The 23581-nt window shown below is 62.2% G+C and carries 23 protein-coding genes and 1 pseudogene; 19 read left to right on the top strand and 5 right to left on the bottom strand.

The genetic code is table 11. The annotated features are described in order from the left end of the window. The first annotated feature begins 119 nt into the window (after nucleotides 1-119). From JHW40_RS23810 to JHW40_RS23800, 3 genes are read left to right on the top strand one after another with little or no spacing between them, the layout of a single operon-like run. Nucleotides 120-1082 (top strand): cupin domain-containing protein, encoded by a 963-nt coding sequence (locus JHW40_RS23810; protein WP_080622199.1) that lies wholly within the window; start codon nucleotides 120-122, stop codon nucleotides 1080-1082. 48 nt (nucleotides 1083-1130) lie between these two features. Next, nucleotides 1131-1826 (top strand): alpha/beta fold hydrolase, encoded by a 696-nt coding sequence (locus tag JHW40_RS23805; RefSeq protein WP_090616741.1) that lies wholly within the window; start codon nucleotides 1131-1133, stop codon nucleotides 1824-1826. Next, nucleotides 1823-2518 (top strand): RraA family protein, encoded by a 696-nt coding sequence (locus JHW40_RS23800; RefSeq protein WP_090616743.1) that lies wholly within the window; start codon nucleotides 1823-1825, stop codon nucleotides 2516-2518. Before JHW40_RS23805 ends, JHW40_RS23800 begins: the two co-directional genes overlap by 4 nt. Nucleotides 2519-2600: 82 nt before the next feature. Here JHW40_RS23800 and JHW40_RS23795 read toward each other — a convergent pair. Together JHW40_RS23795 and JHW40_RS23790 are read right to left on the bottom strand one after the other, a co-directional pair. Beyond that, a pseudogene (locus tag JHW40_RS23795) lies at nucleotides 2601-2837 on the bottom strand (integrase core domain-containing protein); the annotation flags it as partial. Between the two features lie 195 nt (nucleotides 2838-3032). Then, nucleotides 3033-3956, bottom strand: coding sequence for a LysR family transcriptional regulator (locus tag JHW40_RS23790; RefSeq protein ID WP_090616745.1), 924 nt, complete (start codon nucleotides 3954-3956; stop codon nucleotides 3033-3035). A 104-nt stretch (nucleotides 3957-4060) separates the two neighbouring features. Here JHW40_RS23790 and JHW40_RS23785 point away from each other — a divergent pair, with 104 nt between their 5' ends. From JHW40_RS23785 to JHW40_RS23770, 4 genes are all read left to right on the top strand, one after another. Further along, nucleotides 4061-5056: a sterol desaturase family protein gene (locus JHW40_RS23785; RefSeq protein WP_090616774.1), complete on the top strand. Its 996-nt coding sequence runs from the start codon at nucleotides 4061-4063 to the stop codon at nucleotides 5054-5056. 205 nt (nucleotides 5057-5261) lie between these two features. Next, nucleotides 5262-6377 carry a taurine ABC transporter substrate-binding protein gene (locus tag JHW40_RS23780; protein ID WP_211657405.1) on the top strand — a complete coding sequence of 372 codons (1116 nt, stop codon included), beginning with the start codon at nucleotides 5262-5264 and terminating at the stop codon, nucleotides 6375-6377. A gap of 443 nt (nucleotides 6378-6820) precedes the next feature. Further along, entirely contained in the window at nucleotides 6821-7144 is a 324-nt protein-coding gene (locus JHW40_RS23775; protein ID WP_090616747.1) for a 2Fe-2S iron-sulfur cluster-binding protein, read from the top strand. A gap of 88 nt (nucleotides 7145-7232) precedes the next feature. Beyond that, nucleotides 7233-8471 carry an NAD(P)/FAD-dependent oxidoreductase gene (locus JHW40_RS23770; protein WP_090616749.1) on the top strand — a complete coding sequence of 413 codons (1239 nt, stop codon included), beginning with the start codon at nucleotides 7233-7235 and terminating at the stop codon, nucleotides 8469-8471. 43 nt (nucleotides 8472-8514) lie between these two features. On the opposite strand, the gene JHW40_RS23765 is transcribed toward JHW40_RS23770, so the two are convergent. Beyond that, nucleotides 8515-9432 (bottom strand): LysR family transcriptional regulator, encoded by a 918-nt coding sequence (locus JHW40_RS23765; RefSeq protein WP_090616751.1) that lies wholly within the window; start codon nucleotides 9430-9432, stop codon nucleotides 8515-8517. A gap of 114 nt (nucleotides 9433-9546) precedes the next feature. Between JHW40_RS23765 and cuyA the strand changes: the two genes are divergently transcribed. The 9 genes from cuyA to JHW40_RS23720 are packed head-to-tail and all read left to right on the top strand — an operon-like array spanning nucleotide 9547 to nucleotide 18445. Beyond that, nucleotides 9547-10575 (top strand): D-cysteate sulfo-lyase, encoded by a 1029-nt coding sequence (gene cuyA, locus JHW40_RS23760; protein WP_090616753.1) that lies wholly within the window; start codon nucleotides 9547-9549, stop codon nucleotides 10573-10575. A 3-nt stretch (nucleotides 10576-10578) separates the two neighbouring features. Further along, on the top strand, nucleotides 10579-11787 hold the full coding sequence (locus JHW40_RS23755; RefSeq protein WP_170851936.1) for a DegT/DnrJ/EryC1/StrS family aminotransferase: 1209 nt from the start codon (nucleotides 10579-10581) through the stop codon (nucleotides 11785-11787). Then, nucleotides 11784-12527 (top strand): cysteate racemase, encoded by a 744-nt coding sequence (gene cuyB, locus JHW40_RS23750; protein WP_090616755.1) that lies wholly within the window; start codon nucleotides 11784-11786, stop codon nucleotides 12525-12527. Before JHW40_RS23755 ends, cuyB begins: the two co-directional genes overlap by 4 nt. Before the next feature lie 39 nt (nucleotides 12528-12566). After that, nucleotides 12567-13556 (top strand): taurine ABC transporter substrate-binding protein, encoded by a 990-nt coding sequence (gene tauA / locus JHW40_RS23745; protein WP_090616757.1) that lies wholly within the window; start codon nucleotides 12567-12569, stop codon nucleotides 13554-13556. A gap of 56 nt (nucleotides 13557-13612) precedes the next feature. Next, nucleotides 13613-14398 (top strand): taurine ABC transporter ATP-binding protein, encoded by a 786-nt coding sequence (locus JHW40_RS23740; protein ID WP_090616760.1) that lies wholly within the window; start codon nucleotides 13613-13615, stop codon nucleotides 14396-14398. Continuing rightward, nucleotides 14395-15273: an ABC transporter permease subunit gene (locus JHW40_RS23735; protein ID WP_090616762.1), complete on the top strand. Its 879-nt coding sequence runs from the start codon at nucleotides 14395-14397 to the stop codon at nucleotides 15271-15273. Before JHW40_RS23740 ends, JHW40_RS23735 begins: the two co-directional genes overlap by 4 nt. 47 nt (nucleotides 15274-15320) lie before the next feature. Further along, nucleotides 15321-16634 carry a histidinol dehydrogenase gene (hisD, locus tag JHW40_RS23730; RefSeq protein ID WP_090616764.1) on the top strand — a complete coding sequence of 438 codons (1314 nt, stop codon included), beginning with the start codon at nucleotides 15321-15323 and terminating at the stop codon, nucleotides 16632-16634. 3 nt (nucleotides 16635-16637) lie between these two features. After that, complete coding sequence (locus tag JHW40_RS23725; RefSeq protein ID WP_090616766.1) at nucleotides 16638-17414, top strand: alpha/beta fold hydrolase; 777 nt, start codon at nucleotides 16638-16640, stop codon at nucleotides 17412-17414. A gap of 8 nt (nucleotides 17415-17422) precedes the next feature. Next, nucleotides 17423-18445 (top strand): YeiH family protein, encoded by a 1023-nt coding sequence (locus JHW40_RS23720; RefSeq protein WP_090616769.1) that lies wholly within the window; start codon nucleotides 17423-17425, stop codon nucleotides 18443-18445. 76 nt (nucleotides 18446-18521) lie between these two features. On the opposite strand, the gene JHW40_RS23715 is transcribed toward JHW40_RS23720, so the two are convergent. Continuing rightward, entirely contained in the window at nucleotides 18522-19250 is a 729-nt protein-coding gene (locus JHW40_RS23715; RefSeq protein WP_090616770.1) for a LysR family substrate-binding domain-containing protein, read from the bottom strand. Nucleotides 19251-19302: 52 nt separating this feature from the next. On the opposite strand from JHW40_RS23715, the gene tnpA reads away from it, so the two are divergent. From tnpA to tnpC (JHW40_RS23700), 3 genes are all read left to right on the top strand, one after another. After that, nucleotides 19303-19719, top strand: coding sequence for an IS66-like element accessory protein TnpA (tnpA, locus tag JHW40_RS23710; RefSeq protein WP_272848999.1), 417 nt, complete (start codon nucleotides 19303-19305; stop codon nucleotides 19717-19719). Further along, complete coding sequence (gene tnpB / locus JHW40_RS23705) at nucleotides 19719-20072, top strand: IS66 family insertion sequence element accessory protein TnpB (RefSeq protein ID WP_119752217.1); 354 nt, start codon at nucleotides 19719-19721, stop codon at nucleotides 20070-20072. Before tnpA ends, tnpB begins: the two co-directional genes overlap by 1 nt. Before the next feature lie 68 nt (nucleotides 20073-20140). After that, a complete protein-coding gene (tnpC, locus tag JHW40_RS23700) occupies nucleotides 20141-21706 on the top strand; it encodes an IS66 family transposase (protein ID WP_272849165.1) in 1566 nt (521 codons plus the stop codon). A gap of 177 nt (nucleotides 21707-21883) precedes the next feature. Here tnpC (JHW40_RS23700) and tnpC (JHW40_RS23695) read toward each other — a convergent pair whose 3' ends face one another. Further along, on the bottom strand, nucleotides 21884-23545 hold the full coding sequence (gene tnpC, locus JHW40_RS23695; protein WP_272849164.1) for an IS66 family transposase: 1662 nt from the start codon (nucleotides 23543-23545) through the stop codon (nucleotides 21884-21886). Nucleotides 23546-23581: the final 36 nt, after the last annotated feature.

Below are 23581 nucleotides of genomic sequence, written 5' to 3'. Positions count from 1 at the left end.
CGGCTCGGCGGTTCCACGCGCACCGCGCCGGCCTGCGCGCACGGCGCCTGAATCTGCGTCCGCCCGGCATCGGATCCTGACCGGCTGCCTGACTGACCCATTCTCAAAGGAACATGTCCATGACCACCATCGACCAGCGGATCGTCCGCTATGGCGAACTGAAGCCTTGCAAGACCGCCTTCATCGACGCCCATACGCCGGGCTCGGACCGCAAGGAAAACTTTACGATCATCGGCGGCGGCGTGTCCGAAAGCCCTGATCAGCATGTCCATATCCGTGACACGCCGGGCTTCAACATCGGCGCGGCGGGTCAGCCGCCGAACTGCCGCAACTCGCTGCACTCACACACCACGGCCGAGGTCTTCTTTGTCCTGAAGGGCCGCTGGCGGTTCTTCTGGGGCCGTTATGGCACCGCAGGCGAATTCGTGGCGGAAGAGGGAGATATCTTCAACATCCCGACCGGCATTTTCCGCGGGTTCGAGAACATCGGCACTGATTACGGCATGATCATGGCAATCCTGGGCGGCGACGATGCCGGGGGCGGCGTGACCTGGGCGCCGCAGGTCATCGAGGAAGCCCGCGCCCATGGCCTGATCCTTGGCGAGAACGGCAAGCTCTATGACAGCAAGAGGGGCCAGAGCTTGCCACATGGCGTCTCGCCCATGCCGGTGCTGACGGACGAGCAGCTGAAGGCCTATCCCGAGGTTCCGGTTCAGGATGTCGTGCGCGATTACGTCGCCCGTTATTGGGACCTCATGGCGCTGGCGGCTAAGGCGCCCGCCAAGGTCATCGGGCCGAACGGTCTGCTGAAGGATCGCCCCGGCTTCGAGGTCGATTTCCTGACCCGCGGGTCGATTCCGGCAGCCATGGTCACCCCAGACCGCCACACCGTGCTGATGCCGATGCGCGGGTATTGGAAGCTGAGCGTGCAGGGGTATGAGACTGTCCTGAATCCCGGCGACACCTGCCTGATCAATCCGGGCGAGGCTTACGCGCTGGAACCCGCCATGACAGGCGAGGCCAGCCTGTATCGTGTCACCGCGACCGACGATCCGGCCGGCGCAACCTGGTCCGGCAAGTAAGGCCATCGCGGGGCGGCCGCCCGCCCCGCACTCCACAAAGGACCGATCATGACCCCCTTGCTGTTTCTGCCTGGCATGATGTGTGACGCGCGTCTATTCGCGCCGCAGATCGCCGCGCTGTCGGCGCATCGCGCCGTCATGACCTGTCCGGCGGGGGGGTATGACAGCATGCAGGCGCTAGCCGCCGATATCCTGTCCTATGCGCCGCCGCAGTTTGCCCTGGCAGGGCTGTCGATGGGCGGCATCCTGGCGATGGAGGTTCTGCGCCAGGCCCCCGATCGCATTGCCGGTCTTGCGCTGATGGACACAAATCCCCTGGCCGAACTGGATGAGGTCAAGGCCCGCCGCGGCCCTCAGATCGCGGCGGTTCGGCAGGGCGGTCTGGCCGAGGTCATGCGCGGCCAGATGATCCCGAACTATCTGCACGCGCCGGATCCCGACGGCTCTATCTCGGCGCTGTGCCTGCAGATGGCGCTGGATCTTGGGCCGCAGGTCTTTGTGAACCAGTCACTGGCGCTACGCGACCGCCCGGATCAAACACAGGTGCTGCGCGGTCATCGCGGCCCGACCCTGATCCTGTGCGGTGAATCCGACCGGCTGTGCCCGGTTGCACGGCATCGATTGATGCACGAATTGCTGCCCCACGCGACCCTGCAGATCGTGCCGCATGCCGGCCACCTGCCGGTTCTAGAACAACCCGAACACACAACGGCGCTGCTGCGGCGCTGGCTGGAGGAGCTATGACCCCGACACTTCTGACCCTGCTGCATCGGGTCGACACGCCCACCGTCTGCAATGCCATCGAAGTGGTGCAAGGCAAACGCGGGTTCGATGCCTTCACGCGCGGCACGGTTCTGTCCTCGGCCCCCGACAGCGGCGCGATCGTAGGCTATGCCCGCACCGCGAAGCTGTCGGCCATCGCACCCTCCAGCGAACCGGTCGAGGTGGTCCGCGAACGCCGCATGGCCTATTACCGCTATATGGCCGAGGCCCCGAACCCCTCCATCGCGGTGATCGAGGATCTGGATTACCCGGCCTGTATCGGCGCCTATTGGGGCGAGATCAATACCACCGTTCACAAGGGCTTTGGCATCGCGGGCGCGCTGACCAACGGCGTGATGCGCGATCTGGGCGACCTGCCGGACCGGTTCCCGGTGATCGCCGGATCTGTTGGTCCCAGCCACGGCTTCGTGCATTTGCGCGATATCGACTGTCCGGTGACCGTCTTTGGTATGTCCGTCCATCCCGGCGATCTGATCCATGCCGACCGCCACGGCGCGGTGGTCATCCCTGCAGATGTCGTCCCCCAGCTTGAGGCCGGGATCGCCAAGCTGATGAAGACTGAGCGTATCGTGCTGGACGCTGCCCGCCGCCCGGATTTCGACTTCGACAAATTCTCCGAAGCTTGGGCCGAGTTCGAGTGTCAGCGGACCTGACGACCCGTCGTGTCCGTCGTCGAATGATTTGGAACAGGCGGCCTGATTTTGGTCTGGAGGGCTCTGGCTCTGTGAGTTGAGGTTATGCTGCCTGGCGCTGATGGATCAAGCGCCGGCTCTGGATGGTCAGTTTCTTGATCTTCTCCTTTTCTGCCAGGATGGCCGGGCCGCGTCCGAAGTAGACGTCAGCGGGTGTGAGATTGCCGAGTCTCTCGTGATAGCGGTGGTTGTTGTAATGCTCGACAAAGGCCGCGATGGCCGCCTCGAGTTCGCCCTGCAGATAGTAGTTTTCCAGAAGGATGCGGTTCTTGAGGGTCTGGCGTGTTGCCCGGCGGATATCTTTGACCGTCTTCTCCGCCTCGGCTTTCGCCGTCATGGGCTTCTTGCTCATCTTCGCTCCATAAGGGCTACGATGAGCCAAGAACCCTCCATCACGCAATCAGCCTAATCTATTCCATGGGCGCTGACGTCAGACACTGTAACAAATCAACCCGGCTCTTGTGAGGCAGTAAGATCAAACCCCAATGATCATGGCACGACCTTCGGGCGCAGAAAAAAAGATCTTGCAGGCTTCGGAGAAAGCTTGCACGACGCGCCGGCGAGGTCCCGGTACGTGCCCCAACGACAACGTTAACCCAATTGAGGATTCCTCGATAGGCAGGCATGCGGTGTTGTCTCCCGCGTAGGTGGAACTACTCACTGGACGCATGTTCAGAATTGAACACCCCAGCCCCGACCCTACTAATGCCCTGATCATCTCTGTTGAATTTACCGTCGCAACCACGGAGATCGGCTTGCCGCTACTTTCAAGCAAGTCAAGATAATGTGCCTTTGCCACGGGTCGATCAAGGATGATGAGCGGCTCGTCTACCAAATCCAGAAGCCGCACCGACGTTTGCCTGGCAAATCGATGTTCGGAACTACAAAGGCAATAAGTCGGCGCGTGGATCAAGCGTTCGACGACGATCTGCGGAACAGGAGAATCTGCGACGAATAGTATGACATCATACCTTCCGTCGAGCAGCCCGGATTGCGCCCGAGCGTTATCACACTCTTCCAGAAACAGGCTCAAACTGGGATTTTCCGACAGCATCGGAGCCAGTATTTTAGGAAGAAAGGCGGGGGCGACTGGCGCATAATAGCCTATCTTGAGAACACCTGACAAACTCGTGCGCATTTCCGCACCATCGATCAGCATCGCATCGTAGCGGTCCAGAAGATCTTCCATCCGCCGAAGGATGACGCGTCCGGCAGATGTTGGCGAAATACCTTTCGCGCGCGCCCGGGTTACGAGCGTAATGCCGAAAGCCTCTTCGGCCTGATCGATCGCCGCGGATACGGCTGAGGCCGCAACATTCAGCTCTTCTGCTGCAGCTGCAATGCTGCTCCGCAGAATCGCTGTGCGGGTATATCGCATGGCGCGAAGGGAAAGCCTCATGACAAGAAACCTCTGAGAATCAGATGATGATACAGTATTTATTCTGTTTTTCCAATTATAACGATTCTGTTAAATTGCAAACTCTACAAGTAATGGAGCGTGCAATGACTGCTTCCAATGACCCTAAGCCCTCCCTTCCCGGTTGGAATTACACTCCTAACGTACCGATCGAGGTATCTCCTCTCTTCCAATGGCCCCCACGACCCTTTGCCGTGCTTCGATGGCTTTGGGATAGCTGGTTCCTGATCTCTGAACGGCTAATCATCGTCGGCATCGCTTTTGCGTCACTTGTCTGGACTCAGCCGCCGTTGGAGGTGACGCGAAATCTTGAACTGGGCTGGATCGCCCAGATCTGGCTCCGCAACATCTTTCTCATGACGCTTATTGCCGGCGGACTGCATATCTACTTCTACAGATGGAACGCGCAGGGCAAGAAGCTGAGGTATGACCCGCGCCCTTTGATGGTGAACGGAAGGCAATTCACCTTGGGCGGCCAGATCCGGGATAATATGTTCTGGACGCTAGCCAGCGGCGTGACCATCTGGACCGGCTATGAATGCCTGATGTTCTGGGCGATGGGCAACGGCTGGGCGCCTGTGCTGAACTGGGAAGATAACCCCGTCTGGTTCGTGGCGCTCTTCCTCGCCATTCCTTTATGGGAGAGCTTCTACTTCTACCTGATCCACCGGGCGCTGCATTGGCCGCCGCTCTATAAGCGTGTCCACTCGCTGCACCATCGCAACGTCAATGTCGGTCCTTGGTCGGGCATGTCGATGCATCCGGTCGAGCATGTGATATTCCTCGGGTCGGTACTGATCCACTGGATTATTCCCGCAAATCCGGTCCACATTCTCTATCACATGCAGTATCTGACTCTGACAGCGGCCACGTCCCACTCGGGCTACGAGGCCCTGCTGATGAGAGATAGAAACCGTCTCAAACTCGGCACTTTTCACCACCAGATGCATCACCGCTACTTCGAATGTAACTATGGTTCACTGGAAGTTCCCTGGGACAAGATGTTTGGTTCCTTCCACGATGGCACGCCTGAAGCGAACGAACGTATGAAGGAGCGCCGTAAGCGCATCATGGGAGCTTGACGATAGAAGGTCCCAACCGATCAGGGCCAGCACTTCCTGAAACAGGACATCGGGCCACATGAGGGTGCGATATTCCCGAAGTCGAGACGTTCGGCGGGAGCGACCCCAATAGCGTTTCGTGTCGAGCGGGCCAAGCTTCGTCGAAGGACAACCGCGCCGCAATCCATGTTTCTCGGATAGTCCAAAAGAGATCCGGGACGAACTGATGACCATCGACAACGGGGCAATCATATCAATGATACGTCGGATCAAACCCGACGGGTCAAAGGCCAGAAAGAAGCCACAACTACCACGACAGGCTAAACTGTCTCAAAAACCGACGGAGGTACGATATATGACAAGAACTGTACGCCTGATGATCGGCACGGCCGCCTTGTTGCTAGGCGCCGGGGCAACCATGGCCGAAACAATCGTGATCGGCCATTTTGGTGATCCGACACCAATGAACGTCGCACGCGCCGAGGCAAAGTTTGAAGCCGCCACGGATTGGGACATCGAATGGCGGACCTTTGCGTCTGGAACCGATGTGATCGCCGCAATGGCGTCAGGTGACGTAGCGATCTCGGAACTCGGCTCCTCGCCGCTGGCAATCGCCGCCAGCCAAGGGGTCGATCTGAAAATGTTCATGATGTCTTATGCGATCGGCCAATCCGAAAGCCTGATAGTGCGCAACGGCGCAGGGATAGCGTCCCTTGAAGACCTCACGGGAAAGCGCGTGGCGGTTCCAGTCGGTTCGACTGCGCATTTCTCGCTCGTCGGTGCACTTGATCATGCCGGCATCTCCGAAAGCGACGTGACGATCATGAATATGCCGCCCGACCAAATCGCTGCCGCTTGGGAGCAGAGCGCAATTGACGCCGCCTTCATCTGGCAGCCGGTTCAGAGCCAGCTTATGGAAAAGGGATCACGCCTGCTTGGGGCCGACAAGACCGCCGAATGGGGATTTCCAACCTTCAACGCCTGGGTCGTAAATTCTGACTTTGCCTCCACAAACGCCGAAGCTCTCGCCGCTTTCGCGAAGACGATGGATGATGCCAATCAAGCTTACCTATCCCAACGCTCCGCTTGGACGGCGGACAGTGGGGAGGTTCAGGCCGTGGCAAAGATGACCGGAGCAGCGCCCGATCAGGTGCCGGCAATTCTTGAAGGTTATACGTTCATACCACTCAGCGAGCAGCTGAGCGGTCCTTGGCTGCGCGATGCGGCCGCGACAATGAAGGCCACGGCTGAGTTCCTGAAGGCCGCTGGACGGATTGACAATACGATTGAGGATTATTCGGCCTTTGTTGATGACGGCATCGCTAAGTCAGCGGCGAGATAAATCGGTGCGGAACCTGCTCGGTGTCGCGTGACCAGGCAGCTTCCGCCATTTAGGAGAGGAGACATGCTTTGACCCTGAAGATGAACAGCTCGTCGGTAATTGCCCCAGTGTCAGACGGGTGCCCAACTAGAAAGTCCCTCAGCCTAATCGATGCAGAGGTCGAAGAGGGGCTTTTGTCGTCGCTCTCTTTGCCCGGAATGCTACCTTGTCGACTAGGCATGCCGTGCCCGGCTAAACTGGCGGGCGGCGCATCGTGCAGGCACGCATTTGATGCACAAGATGATGCTGGCTGCCAACTGATGGCGAGCAAGGCGTGCAGCGACGCAGTCTGACCCAATCTTAAATTCGCAGATGCAGACCCGTCGATTTTTTCGGTGAACTGGACCTTCTGCGCCAGTCGCCGTCGCCAAACGCGGCTCGGGTCGCCAGCAAGAGGATGCGACGTGGCAAGAATTACGTATATCGAATATCAGGGACCCGCACACACGGTCGAAGTTGCCACCGGACGAACCGTGATGGAGGGCGCCCGCGACAACGGCATTCCCGGCATTGAAGCCGAATGCGGTGGCGCCTGCGCCTGCTCAACCTGTCACGTTTATGTTGATCCAGCTTGGGTTGAAAGGTTGCCTAGCAAGGATTCGATGGAGAACGACATGCTCGAGTTTGCCTATGAGCCTGACCCGACCCGCTCGCGGCTAACTTGCCAGATAAAGGTCAGCGACGCATTGGACGGGCTAATCGTGTACATGCCCGAGACGCAGATTTGAAATTCGCTTCGGAAGTCGTGACTTTGCTTCGCGTGCGTCATCTGCCGAAGCAGGGTTCGAACTCAGAGAAAGCCAGAGGAAAATGCGTATGGGCGGGATCGTGATTATCGGCGCGGGACAGGCGGGCACATCGCTTGCCGCGAAGCTCCGAATGCTCGGCTACCAAGAGGCGATCACCCTGATTGGTAAGGAGCCGGTGCCTCCTTACCAACGCCCGCCGCTCTCCAAGGGCTATCTTTTGGGGGACATAGGTCTGGAACGACTCTATTTGCGCGCGCCCTCCTACTGGGAGGAGCAGGGCGTGACGCTTCGTCTCGGTTCACCAGTGACGGCGATCAACCGGACTGCGAAGTTTGTGCGCGTCGATGGAGAATGCATTCCCTACGATCAGCTCGCGCTGACCACAGGCTCACGTCCGCGTCAAATTCCTACAGCGGTGGGCGGCGATCTGGCAGGCGTTTATACCGTCCGCACGCTGGCCGATGTCGACGCGATGGCTCCAGAATTCCAGGCCGGGCGCCGGCTCCTTGTCGTCGGCGGTGGCTACATTGGCCTCGAAGCGGCGGCTGTGGGTGCGAAACTTGGGCTCAACGTCACTTTGATTGAGATGGCATCGCGCATTCTGCAAAGGGTCGCCGCGCCCGAGACTTCGGACTACTTCCGCAGGCTCCACAACAGTCATGGCGTGAGGATCCTCGAGAGCATGGGCCTCGTTCGATTGACTGGCGAGAATCGCGTATCGGGCGTTGTACTATCGGACGGCAGCGAGCGGCCGGTTGATTTCGTTATCGTCGGGATCGGTATCACGCCAATGACGTTTCTTGCCGAAGAGGCCGGACTTGAGATCGACAATGGTATCCGCACCGATGAGTTGGGCCGAAGTTCTGATCCGCACATCTGGGCCGCGGGCGACTGCGCGTCATTTCCCTACAAGGGCGGGCGCATCCGGCTCGAAAGCGTGGGCAACGCCATTGACCAAGCCGAGACCGTAGCCGAGAACATGCTCGGCGCAGGGAAAGCCTACAAAGCAAGGCCGTGGTTCTGGTCTGACCAATATGACGTGAAATTGCAGATCGCTGGATTAAATACAGGCTACGACCACATTGCTGTGCGCGTCGGCGAGGGAGTGTCGGCTAGCTTCTGGTATTACAGGAACAACCAGCTGCTCGCGGTCGACGTGGTGAACGATGTCCGTGCCTACATGATTGGCAAGCGGTTGATCGAGGCGGGAAGGTCTCCTAACCCTGCAATAATCACAGATACCAAAGCCGACTTACACTCTCTTTTGAAATTACGAGAAGATCAAATGCTCCCGCTTAAAAATTGACACTCTCGTTGCTTCCTGAGCTACAGAACTGCGTTATTGTTATTCAGTCAAGTATCGCGGACAACTGAGTTTGACCGCAGGAGATCAGCATGGTCCAGGTTGCCTCGGCGTGAGGGGAGCGGGAACCGTTGATTCGAGAAAGTGACAGCGTTAGTTCGGCGGTCCCGTATGTATTGCTTAACTCCTCAAGCTCACCCTTGAGAATATACGGTTGGGCTAGCGAGCGCGGCACCCAAACCAAAGCGGCACCTATAAGGGCAAATTGCAGGGCGGCCAGAGTAAGTGCGGTTTCTGCATACGGACGAAATAAGTCGGCAGTGAATCTGGGCCAGATTTCATCTCGAACCACTTTTCCCAAAAACACGTCGTTCGGATAGAGAACGACCGGAACCTGACGTCGTTCCCATGCCGCATTAAGACGCTCGGCATCCTGGCTGGAAAAGACCGGGATCAATTGTTCCCGTCCCAGCACACATGTCTCGATGAAATCCGGATCAAAAATCAGCGGCTGGCGATCTGTACTGTAAGATAGCATGAAATCGGCCTGCCGCGTTAGCAGAAGGGTATAGCAATTCTCCCTATTGGCCGATCGCAGACGGATATCGATATGGCCCGGCTCAGTAATGGCTTGGATCAGTATCGGTGCGATGGCGGCCGTGATGGCATGTTGGCTGGCGATCACGATGCGGGTGTGTTCTCCGCCGTTGCCGCGTACAAGATCGCTGCGCAACTTGCGCAAGCTGTCGGCAATCTTGCGCATCTCCTCACAGTGCTCGAGAACCGCCCGGCGCAATTCGGCCGGCTTGCGGCTGCGGTCGAACAACTCGACTCCCAACTGTTCCTCGATCGTCCGCAAACGACGAGAAAAGGCCGATTGGGTCAGAAACCGTCGCTCGGCCGCCCGGATCATTGAACCAGTGTCAGCGACCGCTAGGATATCCTCAATCCATTCAAGCCGCATCTACCATCCTCAATTACATGCAATGCATGCATTTTAGACGCCAAATTACGCATTTGCAAACTCTACTAGATAGCCTGAACATGCATAAAACGATTAAATCCAAGGATCATGCACATGCTGCTGTCTCGCTTTCCCCGCACTTTCCTAGCACATTTGCCTACCCCGTTGGAGCGGATGGACCGCCTGTCAAAGGAACTTGGCGGGCCGGAGATCTGGATCAAGCGCGACGACTGCACCGGCATGTCGACGGGCGGCAACAAGACCCGCAAGCTGGAATTCCTGATGGCCGAGGCCGAAGCGCAAGGGGCGGACACCGTCATCACCCAGGGCGCCACGCAGTCGAACCATGCCCGCCAGACCGCGGCCTTTGCCGCCAAGCTGGGCTTTGGCTGCCACATCCTGCTGGAGGACCGCACCGGCAGCAAGGACGAGAGCTACAATCACAACGGCAATGTGCTGCTGGATCACCTGCACGGCGCGACGACCGAATGCTTTGTCGGCGGCCTGGACATGAATGCCGAGATGGAAAAGGTCGCCGACCGGATGCGCGCCCAAGGCCGCAAGGTCTATACGATCCCGGGCGGCGGCTCGAACACGACCGGGGCGCTTGGCTATGTCAACTGCGCGTTCGAACTGATCGGTCAGGCCAATGACCGCGGCCTGGTGATCGACCACCTGATCCACGCCACCGGCAGTGCCGGCACGCAGGCGGGCCTGATCACCGGACTCAAGGCGATGAATGCGCAGGTGCCGCTGCTGGGTATCGGCGTGCGTGCGCCCAAGCCCAAGCAAGAGGAGAACGTCTTCAAGCTGGCTCAGGCGACTGCGCAGAAGATCGGCGCCCCCGACGCGGTCCGGCGCGAGGATGTGGTTGCCAACACGGACTATGTCGGCGAGGGCTATGGTATCCCGACCGCGGATGGCCTGGAGGCCATTGCCATGTTCGCGGAACTGGAAGGGATCCTGCTGGACCCGGTCTATTCGGCCAAGGGTGCGGCGGGCATGATCGACCTGATCCGCAAGGGCCATTTCAAGAAAGGCGAGCGGCTGGTCTTCCTGCACACCGGTGGGGCGGCGGCGCTGTTCGGCTATAGCGCCGCGTTCGATTTCAGCGACCGGCGCGTCAGTTCCGAGGCGGCCTGAACCATGGCGATCCGGCCCTTCACCCGCAGCTTCACTCAGCAGGAACCGATCCCCGAAGATGCGATCGCCGCCGCGGTCGAGGTCATGCAGACGGGCCGGCTGCACCGCTACAACACCGCTCCTGGCGAGGAATCGCAGGCCGCGGCCCTGGAACGGGAGGTTGCCGCCTGGCAGGGCAGCCGCTTTGCGTTGGCTTGCGCCTCGGGCGGGGCGGCGCTGCGCATTGCGCTGCGTGCGGCGGGCATCGGGCTCGGCGACACGGTCCTGACCAATGGCTTCACCCTGGCCCCGGTGCCGGGGGCCATCGTCGCCGTCGGCGCGCGTCCGGTGCTGGTCGAGATCGACGAGAACCTGTGCCTCGATCTGGATGATCTCGAAGCCAGGATCGCGCGGCACCGGCCGGCGGCGGTGATGGCCTCGCACATGCGCGGGCATCTGTGCGACATGGACCGGCTGGCGGCGATCTGCGCGGCGGCGGGGGCTGCGCTGATTGAGGACTGCGCGCACACCCAGGGCGCGCGCTGGCGCGGGCGGCGCAGCGGTTCCTTCGGGCTTGCCGGGGCTTTTAGCACCCAGACCTACAAGCACCTGAACTCGGGCGAGGGGGGGATCCTCGTCTCGGACGATCCGGACTTCATGGCCCGTGCGATCCTGCTGTCGGGCTCGTACATGCTGTACGCCCGCCATGGGGCCGCGCCGGAGGAGAGCCATTTCCAGGCCGCCCTGCTGGACGTGCCAAACCAGTCGGCCCGCATGGACAACCTGCGCGCCGCGCTGCTGCGCCCGCAGCTGGCCCGGATCGACGATGCGGTGCGTCGCTGGAACGCGCGCTATGACGCGGTGGCCCGCAGCCTGGCCCGTGCGCCGCAGCTGGTGCTGCCGCACCGCCCGCCCGAGGAAGGGTTCGTCGGCAGCTCGATCCAGTTCCGCATTCCCGGCATCAGCACCGAGGCCGCCCGCCACTTTGTCGCCGACGCGGCCGACTTGGGGGTAGAACTGAAATGGTTCGGCGCTGACGAGCCCGTGGGCTTCACCTCGGCTCATCACAGCTGGCGCTATGTCGAGCCGCAGGCGCTGCCGCGCACCGACGCAATCCTGGCGGGGCTATTCGACATGCGCCTGCCGCTGACCTTCACCCTAGAGGATTGCACGCAGATCGGCGAGATCATCGCCGCCGGCGCCGCCCACCTTGTCCCCGAGGCGCATCCATGAGCGGGCCGCGCCGGATCGGCATCCTGGGCGGCATGGGTCCCGAAGCCACGGTCGAGCTGATGTCGCGCCTGATCGCCGCGACCCCCGCGCGGGACGATTTCGACCATATCCCGCTGCTGGTGGACATGAACCCGCAGGTGCCCTCGCGCATTGCGCGGTTGATCGAGGGGCGCGGCGCCGATCCCGGGCCGGTGCTCGCACAAATGGCCTGCGGTCTGGAACAGGCGGGCGTTGCGGCGCTTGCGATGCCTTGCAACACTGCCCATCACTATGCCCCTGTCATCCGCGCGGCGGTGACGATCCCCTTCATCGACATGGTGGACCGGTCGGCCGCCCTGGCCGTGGCCCGGGCAGGCCAGGGTGCGCGAATTGGGATTCTGGGATCGCCCGCGCTGCGCCAGATCGGCATCTTCGACGCGGCCCTAGCCCGGCACGGCGCCAGTGCGGCCTATCCGACCGATCAGCCGGCGCTGCTGGAGGCAATCCGGCAGATCAAGGCAGCGGGACCTTCCGCGGCCGCCGCGGCGACGTTGGGTGCAGCCGCCGCAGATCTTGCGGGCCAGGGGGCAGGGGTGCAGCTTGTTGCCTGCACGGAATTTTCGCTGATCGCGCATGCGGCGGCGGAACAAGCCGACACGTTGGACACACTGGATGTCCTAGTCGACGGCATCGTCGAATTTGCGCTTGGCCCGGATCACGTCCGGACCAAGGACAAAATGGCAGCGTCCGCCGTCACATGAGCGGCGCGCCACGGATTCAACCAACAACAGGGAAAAGAGATGCTTGGATATTTTTGTAGAACGCTGACGACCACCGCCGCACTGCTGGCCCTGGCCGGCGCCGCCGGTGCCGAGACCGTCGTGATCGGTCACTTCGGAAACCCCACCCCGATGCAGGTCGCCGCGGCGGAGGGCAAATTCTCAGATGCCACCAGCTGGGACGTGGAGTGGCGCAAGTTCGCCTCGGGCGCCGACGTGATCGCCGCCATGGCGTCGGGCGACATCAAGCTGGCGGAACTGGGTTCCTCGCCGCTGGCGATCGCCGCCACTCAGGGTGTGGATCTTCAGATGTTCATGCTGGCGCAAGTGATCGGCACCGCCGAAAGCCTGATCGTGCGCAATGGTTCGGGCATTGAGACGCTGGCCGATCTCAAGGGTAAGCGCATCGCGGTGCCGGTCGGATCGACGGCACATTTTTCGCTAATGGGGGCCCTAGCCCATGCCGAACTGGGCAGCAATGACGTGACCATCATGTCCATGCCGCCCGACCAGATCGCTGCCGCTTGGCAGCAGGAAGCCATCGACGCCGCCTTTATCTGGCAACCGGTGCAAGAAGAAATCCTGCAAACTGGCACGCGGCTGGTTGGTGCCGACGAAACGGCAGGCTGGGGCTATCCGACCTTTGACGGCTGGGTGGTGAACACGGATTTCGCCGCCGAAAACAAGGAGGCGTTGCAGGCCTTCGTGCAGACCGTCGATGCGGCCAACCAGGCCTATCTGGACAACGCGGCCGCCTGGACCCCGGACAGCCCCGAAGTCCAGACCATCGCCAGCTATACCGGCGCCGATCCTGCGCAGGTGCCCGCGATCCTTGAGGGCTATTCCTTCCTGCCCGCCGCTGAGCAGGCCAAGCCCGAATGGCTGGGTGGGGGTATCGCGGAAGCGCTGAAGTCCACGGCCGAGTTTCTAAAGGAAGCTGGCCGGATCGACAGCGCCAGCGACGATTACACGCCTTTCGTCACGGCCGACTTTCTGTCGGTCGCGAAGTAACCCCTCAACTCATCCGCGCCCGGCGGGGCTGGCGCGCAGGAAAGGAAGGCAGTCGAATGGCACTGGAAATTCGCAACGCATCAGTCATCTATCCGGCGCAGGCCGGCCGGGCGCCTGTCGAGGCTCTCAGCAACATCAACTTGGACGTGGACGAACACGACTTCGTCGTCGCCCTGGGGGCGTCGGGTTGCGGTAAGTCGACGCTGCTCAACCTGATCGCAGGCTTTTTGTCGCCCTCTACGGGCAAAATCGTGCTAGACGGCAGTGACGTCGCTGGACCGGGCGCCGACCGCTCTGTCGTGTTTCAGAAGCACGCTCTGCTGCCTTGGCTCAATGTGCGCGACAATGTCGCCTTCGGGCTGAAGCTGCAAGGCAAAGGCTCAGCAGCCGATGCAGTCGCTGACCGCTTCATCGCGCTTCTGGGCCTGTCAGGTTTCGAGAAATCGCCCGTCTATGCGCTGTCTGGTGGCATGCAACAGCGCGTTGGGATCGCTCGGGCACTGACCTGCGATCCCAAAATCCTGCTGATGGACGAGCCGCTCGGGGCACTTGACGCTCTCACCCGGGAACGTGCGCAGGAGCTGATCCTGAAGATCTGGAAGGACACCGGCAAGACAGTCTTCCTGATTACCCACAGTGTCGAGGAGGCATTGTTTATGGGAACCAAGCTGATTGTCATGTCGCCGCGCCCAGGCCGTATTACCTACCGTTTCGACCTTCCGTTCTCGCGACGCTTTCTGGATGGGGTTCCCGCCCGTCAGGTCAAGGCATCTCGCGAGTTCATCGAACTGCGCGAGGAGGTGCTGCGCATCATCTTCGCCGACGAGGAGCAGGTCGCATGACCGATCAGAGCACCATGGCCCCCCATCTTCGCAAACCACGTACTAGCCTCTTCTCGACCTTTTCCCGAGCCCGGGCGACTCGGCCCGGAGAAACCTACGGCGTGCCCGGGCAAGGCAATACCACCTGGCTCAGCGTTGCAACAATCGTGGCGCTGATCTTCGTCTGGTGGGCGGTGACCGCCACAGGGCTGGTCAAGCCACTGTTTGTGCCCTCGCCGCACTCAATCGTACAGAAGTTCGTCGATGTCTGGGTCAACGGCTTTACCGGCGCACCGCTCTGGCAGCATATCCTGATCTCGACCGCGCGCGTTTTCGGCGCTTTCCTGTTAGCCTGCGCAATTGGCATCCCGCTGGGGCTGGCGATGGGCATGAGTCCGATCATGCGGGGCATCTTTGATCCCCCGATCGAGATCTATCGTCCGGTCCCGCCGCTGGCCTATCTGCCGCTGATGATCATCTGGTTCGGCATCGGCGAGACCTCGAAGGTGCTGCTGATCTTCTTGTCGGTTTTCGCCCCCATTGCCCTTGGGGCGCGGGCCGGAGTCCGATCGGCCGCCATCGAACAGATCCACGCGGCCTATTCCTTTGGCGCCTCGCGCTGGCAGGTGCTGCGCCACGTCATCCTGCCCTCGGCGATGCCCGAGATCCTGACAGCCATGCGCATCGGCATCGGCTTTGGCTGGACGACGCTGGTCGCCGCCGAGATGGTCGCGGCGACAAAGGGCATCGGCTACATGGTGCTCAGCGCCTCGCAGTTCCTGCAGACCTCGACGGTGATCATGGGGATCTTCGTGATCGCGGCTATCGCCTATGCTTTCGACCTGCTGATGCGGTTCCTCGAACGGCGCTTGGTGCCGTGGAAGGGCAAGATGTAGCCGTCGTCCCTCTGCCAACCGACACAACCGACCTGAAGGAGCCGAAGATGGGCGTGACCCAGCTCAAGACTGCCGCGCGTAGCGTGGCCACGGACGCCGCCGATATCGAACAGACTGTCCGCACGATCCTGGCCGAGATCGAGGCCAGTGGTGAAGAGGCCGCCCGCCGCTATGCCCGGCAGTTCGACGGCTACGAAGGCAACCTGATCCTGACCCGCGACGAGATCGCCGCGGCGGCGGACGAGGTCAGCCCGCAGCTCAAGGACGACATCCGCTACGCCTATGAGAACATCCGCACCTTCGCCGAGGCCCAGAAGGCGACGATCGGCGATTTCGAGGTGGAACTGAGGCCTGGCCTGTTCGCGGGCCAGCGGGCGATCCCCTGCAATGCGGCCGGATGCTATGTGCCGGGGGGGCGTTATGCCCATATCGCGTCCGCTATGATGACGGTGACCACGGCCAAGGTCGCGGGCTGCCATCACATCGTCGCCTGCTCGCCGCCGCAGAAGGGCAGGGGCATCCACCCCGCCATCGTCTATACGGCGGACCTCTGTGGGGCCGACACGATCCTGGCCATGGGCGGGGTGCAGGGCGTCGCCGCGATGGCCAACGGCCTGTTTGGCTTGCCCAAGGCCGACATCCTGGTCGGCCCGGGTAACCAGTTCGTCGCTGAGGCCAAGCGCCTGCTGTTCGGCCAGGTCGGCATCGATATGTTCGCCGGGCCGACCGACAGCCTGATCATCGCCGACGACAGCGCCGATCCCGAATTCGTGGCCTGGGATCTCGTCGGTCAGGCCGAGCATGGCTACAACTCGCCGGTCTGGCTGATCACCGACGATCGCGCCCTGGCCGAAGCGGTGATCGCGCGCGTTCCCGCACTGATCGCCAGCTTGCCCGAGATGAACGGCCGCAATGCCGAGGCCGCTTGGCGCGACTATGCCGAGGTGTTCCTGTGCGACAGCCGAGAGGACATGGCCGCCCTGTCCGACCGGATCGCGCCCGAGCATCTGCACGTGCAGGCACGCGATCTGGACTGGTGGCTGGGGCGGCTGTCCTGCTATGGCTCACTGTTTCTGGGCGAGGAGACGACGGTGGCCTTCGGCGACAAGGCTTCGGGCACCAACCACGTCCTGCCGACCTCAGGGGCCGCGCGCTATACCGGAGGCCTTTCGGTCCACAAGTACATGAAGCTGGTCACCTGGCAACGGGCCCGCGCCGACGCCGTCCTGCCGCTGGCCGAGGCGACGGCCCGCATCTCGCGCCTCGAGGGGATGGAAGGACATGCCCGCACCGCCGACATCCGGATCGCGAAATACACGTTCGTCGCGGATCGGGTCCACGAAGCCGTGGGCGGAAGATGATCCATGGGTAAGGCTGCCTCCGCGCTTGTCCTGGTCCACGGCTATCTGGGCGGCGCGGCGCATTGGCACGACCAGATTGCCCGGTTCGGCGGGCGGATCCGGGTCATCGCGCCCGATCTGCCCGGCTTTGGCGCGCGTAGCACCGAGGCCGCCCCCGACAGCATCGCCGGCTTCGCGCAGGACATCCTGCGCGAGTTGGACGAACAGGGTGTCCAGTCCTTTCATCTGGTCGGTCATTCGATGGGCGGCATGATCGCGCAAGAGATCGCCGCCTTGGCCCCGGCACGGGTCGGGCGGCTGGTGCTCTACGGCACCGGGCCGCTGGGCGCCTTGCCGGACCGGTTCGAACCGATCGCCGCATCGCGGGCGCGTATCATGTCCGAAGGCCTCGGACCGGCAATCGAACGCATCGTCGCCAGCTGGTTTCTGACGGGCGAGGCGGCGCCTGGCTATCCCGGCTGCGCCGATCTGGCATCGCGCGTCGGGTCGCAGGCCGCCTTGGCCGCGCTGACCGCAATGGAAAGCTGGGACGGACGCGACCGGCTTGGGACTATTGTCGCGCCGACGCTGGTCCTGTGGGGCGATTGTGACCGCTCTTATGGCTGGAGCCAGACGGAAATGCTCTGGCGCGGTATCCTGCGAGCGTCGCTGGCGGTGGTGCCCGGTGCGGCCCACAACGTTCACCAGGAAAAGCCCAAGATCTTCAACCGGCTGCTGTCGGATTTTCTGGAACTCTCAATGCACAGCGAAACGGAGGCCCTGGCTGTCAAAGCCGGATAGGATGCAAGATGGCGACTCTGAACATATCGCCCTCGGCGCTTGAGGTCACGCGATCCTGTTGGCCCGGCTTTGCGGTGTCGGTTCTGGTGGCGGCGACGGCGCAGTTCCTGTCGGAACATTACGGCGCCCCTGCCATGCTTCTGGCGCTGCTGCTGGGTCTGGCGCTGAACTTCCTGGCCGAGGAGGGCACGCGCACCGCGCCGGGCGTGGCGCTGACCGCGCGCACGGTGCTGCGGCTGGGGGTAGCGCTGCTGGGTGCGCGGATCAGCGTGGACATGCTGGCGGGGCTGGGCGGTCCGGCCATCGCCCTGGTGGTGGCGGGCGTAGTGCTGACCATTCTATTCGGGCTGGTGGCGGCGCGCTTTGTCGGCAGGGGCTGGCGTTTTGCGCTCCTGACTGGTGGCTCGGTGGCGATCTGCGGCGCCTCGGCCGCCATGGCCATTGCCGCGGTGCTGCCGCGCCACGAACGTTCGGAACGCGATCTGGCCTTTACCGTGCTGTCGGTGACGGTGCTGTCCACGGTGGCAATGGTTCTCTACCCGATGCTCTCAAGCTTGTTTGGCTTCACGGCGCGCGACAGCGGGGTGTTCTTGGGCGGCACCATCCATGACGTGGCCCAAGTAGTCGGCGCGGGTTTTTCTATAGGACCTGAAACAGGCGAAACAGCGACTTTGGTCAAATTGATCCGCGTGTCGATGCTGGCCCCCGTGGTGTTGTGCTTCTCGCTGGTGATCCGGGCGCGCGGACTGGCGGACCAGGAGGGCGGCAGGCGCCCGCCGCTATTGCCAGGGTTCGTTTTGGGCTTCTTGGCCTTGGCGGCGCTGAACTCGGTCGGCGTGATCCCGGCCGTCGTGGCGGAATGGGCGGGCGTTCTCAGCCGCTGGGCGCTGCTGATCGCCATTGCCGCCGTGGGCATCAAAACCTCGCTGGCCAAGATGCTCGATGTCGGAGGGATCGCCATTGGCCTGATCGTGGCTGAAACCGTCTTCCTCGGCATCTTCGTCGTCGCAGGCCTCCACTTCCTCAGCTGAGCACGCACAACTGCAGCATCTGCGGGGCAGCGAGCAGTACAGGTTTCTGTCATACGTGCAAAACTTCGGTCTGCCATCAGGTGATGTCACATTGGTTTTTGTCTCGTCGAGAAGTTCTTGCGGCCTGCGCCGCTGAGAGTTCCGCCCTTAAGAATGTCACAAAATGCTCCTTCAAGACCTCCTTCGGCTCGCTGCGCCAGACCGCGACTGTCTGCAATTTCTCCGAAATGTCAGTGATTGGCAGAACTACAAGATTGGCTCCAACGAAATTTCGGACGTTTTCGGTGAGTACGGTGATGCCCATTCCGCATTCTACCAGCCCGAGTATGCCGGCAGAATTGAAGGCCTCCTGAACGATGCGTGGCATGAAACCTGCACGACGGCACAGCGGGATCAGGTAGGAATGGAAATGTTCCCAATCGGCTGCGGAGCCGTGGACGAAATTCTCGGCTGCGAGGTCTTCCATTCGTATGGATGAGCGCTTTGAAAGCGGGTGCGTGTCATAAGTCACGCAGACGAAGCGCTCGGCCTCGACAAGACACTGCTCGAAGCCTGATCGGCTGATCGGCCCGGTGACAAAGCCAAAATCTAGTTCGCCCCGCTCGAGTTTGTCGAGCTGCGAGACCGTCACATCATGATGAGGCCGCAGGACAATGCCAGGCATTCGCTCCTGAAAGATCTTTAGAATTCCCGGTAGCGGCCCCGCAATCGCATTGTCGGTATACCCAATCCTCAGCGCGCCAAGTAGGCCATTAGTAAGCGCGACGCCGATCCCCTCCTGCCATTTTTGAGTTGATGCCTTCATTCTCCGCTGGACATGTGCAGCGGAGGTTTTGGATTTGGAGAGAGACGGCAAAATGGGCGTCCAATTGGACGGCTCTATAGGCGTCGGGGTCTCGCGGCTTGAGGTGATCGGGGGGCCAAGCGGTCGTCGGCGGCGGACGAAGGCAGAGCGGGCGCGGATCGCGGCGGAGAGCATGATGCCCGGGGTGACGGTCGCAGATACTGCGCGCAAGCACGGCACGACCCGCTGGCAGATTTACGATTGGCGCAAGCAGATACGCAAAGGTAATTTGGTGGTGCCCGAAAGCGTGGCGGCCTTGCCGTTCTTCGCGGAACTGGTGGTTGATGACAGCGCGACTGAGGCTTCGGCGGCTGTCGCCGGGTCCGATCTCGAAATCGTGGTGGGCGACATCGCCATCCGCGCGGGTCCTGGTGTCGACGAGGGCCAACTGACCCGGGCAATCCGCGCGGCACGGGCAGCGGCGTCGTGATGTTCGGCCAGGGCGGCCCGGTGAAGGTCTTCGTGGCGACCCGGCCTGTCGACTTTCGCAAGGGAATCGACGGCCTGGCACTGGCGGTGCAGGAGATGTTCGGGATGGACCCGTTCTGCGGAGCCGCCTTTGTGTTCCGAGCGAAGCGGGCGGATCGGATCAAGCTCTTGATCTGGGATCAGACCGGGATGGTGCTGGTTCACAAGCGGCTCGAGGGCGGCAAGTTCGTCTGGCCACAGGTGCGCGACGGGGTCATGCGCATGTCCGGAGCGCAGTTTGCAGCGCTGTTTGAGGGCGTGGATTGGCGGCTGGTCCGACCCGAACGGGCGCGGCGCCCGCTGGCGGCGGGGTGACTGGCAGGCTGCGTCGAAACGCCTGTTTTTGCTGGCCTGCAAGGGCATCCTGTGATTCACTTCCCGCCATGGAAACAGCTGAACTTGCGCGCGAAAACGCCCTGCTGAAGGCCCGCCTCGCCGAGGTGGAGGCGACGCTGGCCGAGACGCAAGAGGCCAATCGGCGGCTGCAGGATATCCTGCACGCGGCGCAGCGCGAGAAATTCGGCAAGCGCTCCGAAAAGCTCTCGCCCGACCAGTTCAACCTGCCCCTGGAAGATGCCGAATTTGCTCAAGGTGTGCTCGAGGCAGCACAAGAAAAGGCCGAAGCGGCGATGCAGCGGGCGCGCGGGGAAACACCCCGCAAGCCCAAGCGCAACCGCGGGCATCTGCCGTCCCATCTGCCTCGGGTTGAGCGCGTGATCGAGCCTGCCAGCACGCTCTGTCCCTGTGGATGCGGCGAGATGTCCAGGATCGGGGAAGACGTGTCCGAACGTCTCGACGTGATCCCCGCCCAGTTCCGGGTGCTGGTCACGCGGCGCCCGAAATACGCCTGCCGCCGTTGCTCGCAAGCTGTCGCGCAGGCCCATGCCCCCGAGCATGTCGTGCCCGGCGGGCTGCCCACGGAACTCTTCATCGCCTGGATTATCGTCTCGAAGTTCGGTGACCACCTGCCGTTTTATCGGCAGGCCGAGATCTTCAAGCGGCAAGGGATCGATCTGGACCGCGGCACACTCGGCAACTGGGTCGGGCGCGCCTGTTTCCACCTGATGCCCGTCATCAACCAGATGCGTGCCCATCTGCGTGGCGCAGACCGCATCTTCGTGGATGAAACCCGCGCGCCGGTGCTGGAACCGGGCCTGAAACGCACCAAGAGCGGATTCTTCTGGGCCGTCGTATCCGATGATCGCGGCCATGGCGGGGCTGGCCCACCCATCGTGCTCTTCCACTATGCCCCTGGCCGGGGTAAGGCGCATCCGCTGAACTTCCTCGCCGGATACCACGGCCGCTTCCTGCAATGCGACGCCTACCAGTCCTACAACGCGATGACCGAGATCGCGCGCGACAATGGCCCGTGGCAACTGGTCTATTGCTGGACCCATGTCCGCCGCCGCTTCGTAAAGCGCTTCGAGAGCGATGGCTCACCCATTGCCGAGGAAATGCTGCGCCAGATCGCGCTGCTTTATCAGATCGAGAAGTCCGTGCGGAGCAAGGAGGCCGCTATGCGCCTTGCTGCCCGGCGTGAGCATTCGGCCCCGATCATCGCGGCGCTGAAACCCTGGCTGGAAGCCCAACTCTCGCGCATACCGCAGAAATCCCAGCTTGCCGAAGACATCCGCTACTCCCTCGCGCACTGGCCCGGACTGATCCGCTTCCTCGAGCACGGCATGCTGGAGCTCGACACCAACCCGGTCGAGAACCAGATCAGGCCGATTGCCCTGACAAGAAAAAATGCACTCTTCGCCGGGAATGAAGTCGGCGCCGAAAACTGGGCTATGCTCGCCTCGCTGGTCGCTACCTGCAAGATGTCCGACGTGAACCCGGTCGACTATCTCGCCGCCACACTGCGCGCCATCCTCGACGGTCACCCACAAAGCGGTATCGAAGACCTCATGCCATGGCGCTTCAACCAGCCGTCAAGCCTCGCAGCATAGGGCCGCAACGTCGCGCTTACGGCCATTATGCGCCGCGCGCGTCTTCTCAACAGTATGTTCCAGCGCAGTGATGATCCCCTTGCATCGTATGCGGCGGCTGCGCCCCATTGATTTCAGGCTTGCGCCGCGGGGTGCCGGACAGAGCTGATGCCCGTTCGTAGCTCAGAAAAGAGTCCTTTATGAGCTCATCCCGGCTGGTTTCGCCGCTTGGGCATATGCCCAGGGCATCAGGGCGTCGATGTCTTTTTCCAGGTGGCCGTTGGCCAGGCGCGTGAAGAGATCGCGCAGGTAGGCATAGGGCTCGACGCCATTCATCTTGCATGTGCCGATGAGGCTGGCGAAGCGAGCCCAGTTGCGTCCGCCCTCGTCATGGCCGGCAAACAATGCGTTGCGGCGGTTCATGGCCGGGCTTCGGATGGCATTCTCGACCAGGTTGGAGTCGATGTCGACGCGGCCGTCATCAAGGAACAGCCGGAAGCCGTCTTGGCGCTTCAGCATATAGGCCATGGCCTCACCAAGGTCGGATTTTCGCGAGACCCGGGCAGCCTGTGCCTTCAGCCAGGTAAAGAACGCGTCGACCAGGGGGCGGGACAGTTCCTGCCGGACGGCCCGTCGATGTTCCGGATCGCTTCCGCGGATGGCATCCTCGACCTTGTAGAGCGCAGCAATGCGCAGGAGCGCCTCATCGATGATCGGTGAGCCTTTCTTCGGCTTGGCCTTGATCAGCTTGCGTCGGCCGTGCGCCCAACAAAAGGCCAACCGCAAGGGAGCGCCGCCGGTGCGTTTTGGCGTGGCGAGATGGGTATAGGCACCATAGGCATCAACCTGGATCGTGCCATCGAAGCCAGCAAGGATTTCAGCGGCATATTCGCCCTTACGCCCGGGCCGGTAGTGGAACACCACGCCGGGCGGAGCGGTGCCGCCCCAACCCCGGTCGTCCCGTAAAACGGCCCAGAGGTAGCCGGTTTTCGTCGTGCCACGCCCTGGATCGAGCACCGGGGCGGTGGTTTCATCGACATAGAGCCGCGTGCTTTCCGCCATCAGCCGCCTGGCCATGTGGTCGACCACGGGCGCGATCAGGGCACCGGTCCGGCCCATCCAGTCGGCCAGCACCGAGCGCTCGATCGGCAGCCCGTGCCGCGCCATCACCACGGCCTGCCGGTTCAGCGGCATATGCTCGGAATGCTTGGAAACGGCGATCTGCGCCAGCAGTGCCTCGGTCGGCCAACTGCCCTCCAGAAGATGCGCGGGTGCCTTGGCCTGCACCACACCGGCTCGCCCCTTGGGGCAGGCATAACGGGGGCGCACCGTGGCGATCACCTGATAACGTGCCGGGATGTAATCCAGCCGTTCGCTCCGGTCCTCGCCGATCCGGACCATGTCCCCGCAACCGCAGGGGCAGACGATGCTGTCGGGCTCGACCACCCGCTCGACGCGCGGCAGGCTCTCGGGCAATGCCCGTGCCTTGCGGGGCGCCCGCGGCTTGCGCTTCGCGGGCTCTGGTTCGCTGGCCGCGATCCTGTCCTCGACGTCCGCGATCTGTGCCTGGGTCTCGGCAATGGCCGTTTCCAGATCTTCCAGCGCCAGTGCCAGTTGCGCCGGGTCCATCTTTTCCGATTTCGGTCCGAACTTCGTGCGCCGGTAATCCCGGACCTGGCCTTCCAGCTTCTCGATCAGCGCCTTCAGTTCGGTGATGAAGGCTTCCTTCTCGGCCACCACCGCCTGCTCGTGATGGCGGGCTGCCCGTTCGACCGAAAGCTCGAACTGCATCGCCGCAAAAGCCTTCCTCACCTCGGGAGGCAGGTCCGGGAACAGGCTGAGATCGAAGGGCTGCGACATGCGCCTTCCTACCCGATCCGGACCAGAAATCCCAGT

This window comes from Paracoccus alcaliphilus (genome assembly GCF_028553725.1).
In the GTDB taxonomy this organism is placed as follows: Bacteria; Pseudomonadota; Alphaproteobacteria; order Rhodobacterales; family Rhodobacteraceae; genus Paracoccus; species Paracoccus alcaliphilus.
Note: the sequence above shows the minus strand (reverse complement) of the source record. Positions and strands in the feature narration are given on the sequence as shown.

Coding starts and splice junctions, on each gene's coding strand:
- JHW40_RS23810 (WP_080622199.1), top strand. CDS start 120: ATGACCACCATCGACCAGCGGATCGTCCGCTATGGCGAACTGAAGCCT.
- JHW40_RS23805 (WP_090616741.1), top strand. CDS start 1,131: ATGACCCCCTTGCTGTTTCTGCCTGGCATGATGTGTGACGCGCGTCTA.
- JHW40_RS23800 (WP_090616743.1), top strand. CDS start 1,823: ATGACCCCGACACTTCTGACCCTGCTGCATCGGGTCGACACGCCCACC.
- JHW40_RS23790 (WP_090616745.1), bottom strand. CDS start 3,956: ATGAGGCTTTCCCTTCGCGCCATGCGATATACCCGCACAGCGATTCTG.
- JHW40_RS23785 (WP_090616774.1), top strand. CDS start 4,061: ATGACTGCTTCCAATGACCCTAAGCCCTCCCTTCCCGGTTGGAATTAC.
- JHW40_RS23780 (WP_211657405.1), top strand. CDS start 5,262: ATGACCATCGACAACGGGGCAATCATATCAATGATACGTCGGATCAAA.
- JHW40_RS23770 (WP_090616749.1), top strand. CDS start 7,233: ATGGGCGGGATCGTGATTATCGGCGCGGGACAGGCGGGCACATCGCTT.
- JHW40_RS23765 (WP_090616751.1), bottom strand. CDS start 9,432: ATGCGGCTTGAATGGATTGAGGATATCCTAGCGGTCGCTGACACTGGT.
- cuyA (WP_090616753.1), top strand. CDS start 9,547: ATGCTGCTGTCTCGCTTTCCCCGCACTTTCCTAGCACATTTGCCTACC.
- JHW40_RS23755 (WP_170851936.1), top strand. CDS start 10,579: ATGGCGATCCGGCCCTTCACCCGCAGCTTCACTCAGCAGGAACCGATC.
- cuyB (WP_090616755.1), top strand. CDS start 11,784: ATGAGCGGGCCGCGCCGGATCGGCATCCTGGGCGGCATGGGTCCCGAA.
- tauA (WP_090616757.1), top strand. CDS start 12,567: ATGCTTGGATATTTTTGTAGAACGCTGACGACCACCGCCGCACTGCTG.
- JHW40_RS23740 (WP_090616760.1), top strand. CDS start 13,613: ATGGCACTGGAAATTCGCAACGCATCAGTCATCTATCCGGCGCAGGCC.
- JHW40_RS23735 (WP_090616762.1), top strand. CDS start 14,395: ATGACCGATCAGAGCACCATGGCCCCCCATCTTCGCAAACCACGTACT.
- hisD (WP_090616764.1), top strand. CDS start 15,321: ATGGGCGTGACCCAGCTCAAGACTGCCGCGCGTAGCGTGGCCACGGAC.
- JHW40_RS23725 (WP_090616766.1), top strand. CDS start 16,638: ATGGGTAAGGCTGCCTCCGCGCTTGTCCTGGTCCACGGCTATCTGGGC.
- JHW40_RS23720 (WP_090616769.1), top strand. CDS start 17,423: ATGGCGACTCTGAACATATCGCCCTCGGCGCTTGAGGTCACGCGATCC.
- JHW40_RS23715 (WP_090616770.1), bottom strand. CDS start 19,250: ATGAAGGCATCAACTCAAAAATGGCAGGAGGGGATCGGCGTCGCGCTT.
- tnpA (WP_272848999.1), top strand. CDS start 19,303: ATGGGCGTCCAATTGGACGGCTCTATAGGCGTCGGGGTCTCGCGGCTT.
- tnpB (WP_119752217.1), top strand. CDS start 19,719: ATGTTCGGCCAGGGCGGCCCGGTGAAGGTCTTCGTGGCGACCCGGCCT.
- tnpC (WP_272849165.1), top strand. CDS start 20,141: ATGGAAACAGCTGAACTTGCGCGCGAAAACGCCCTGCTGAAGGCCCGC.
- tnpC (WP_272849164.1), bottom strand. CDS start 23,545: ATGTCGCAGCCCTTCGATCTCAGCCTGTTCCCGGACCTGCCTCCCGAG.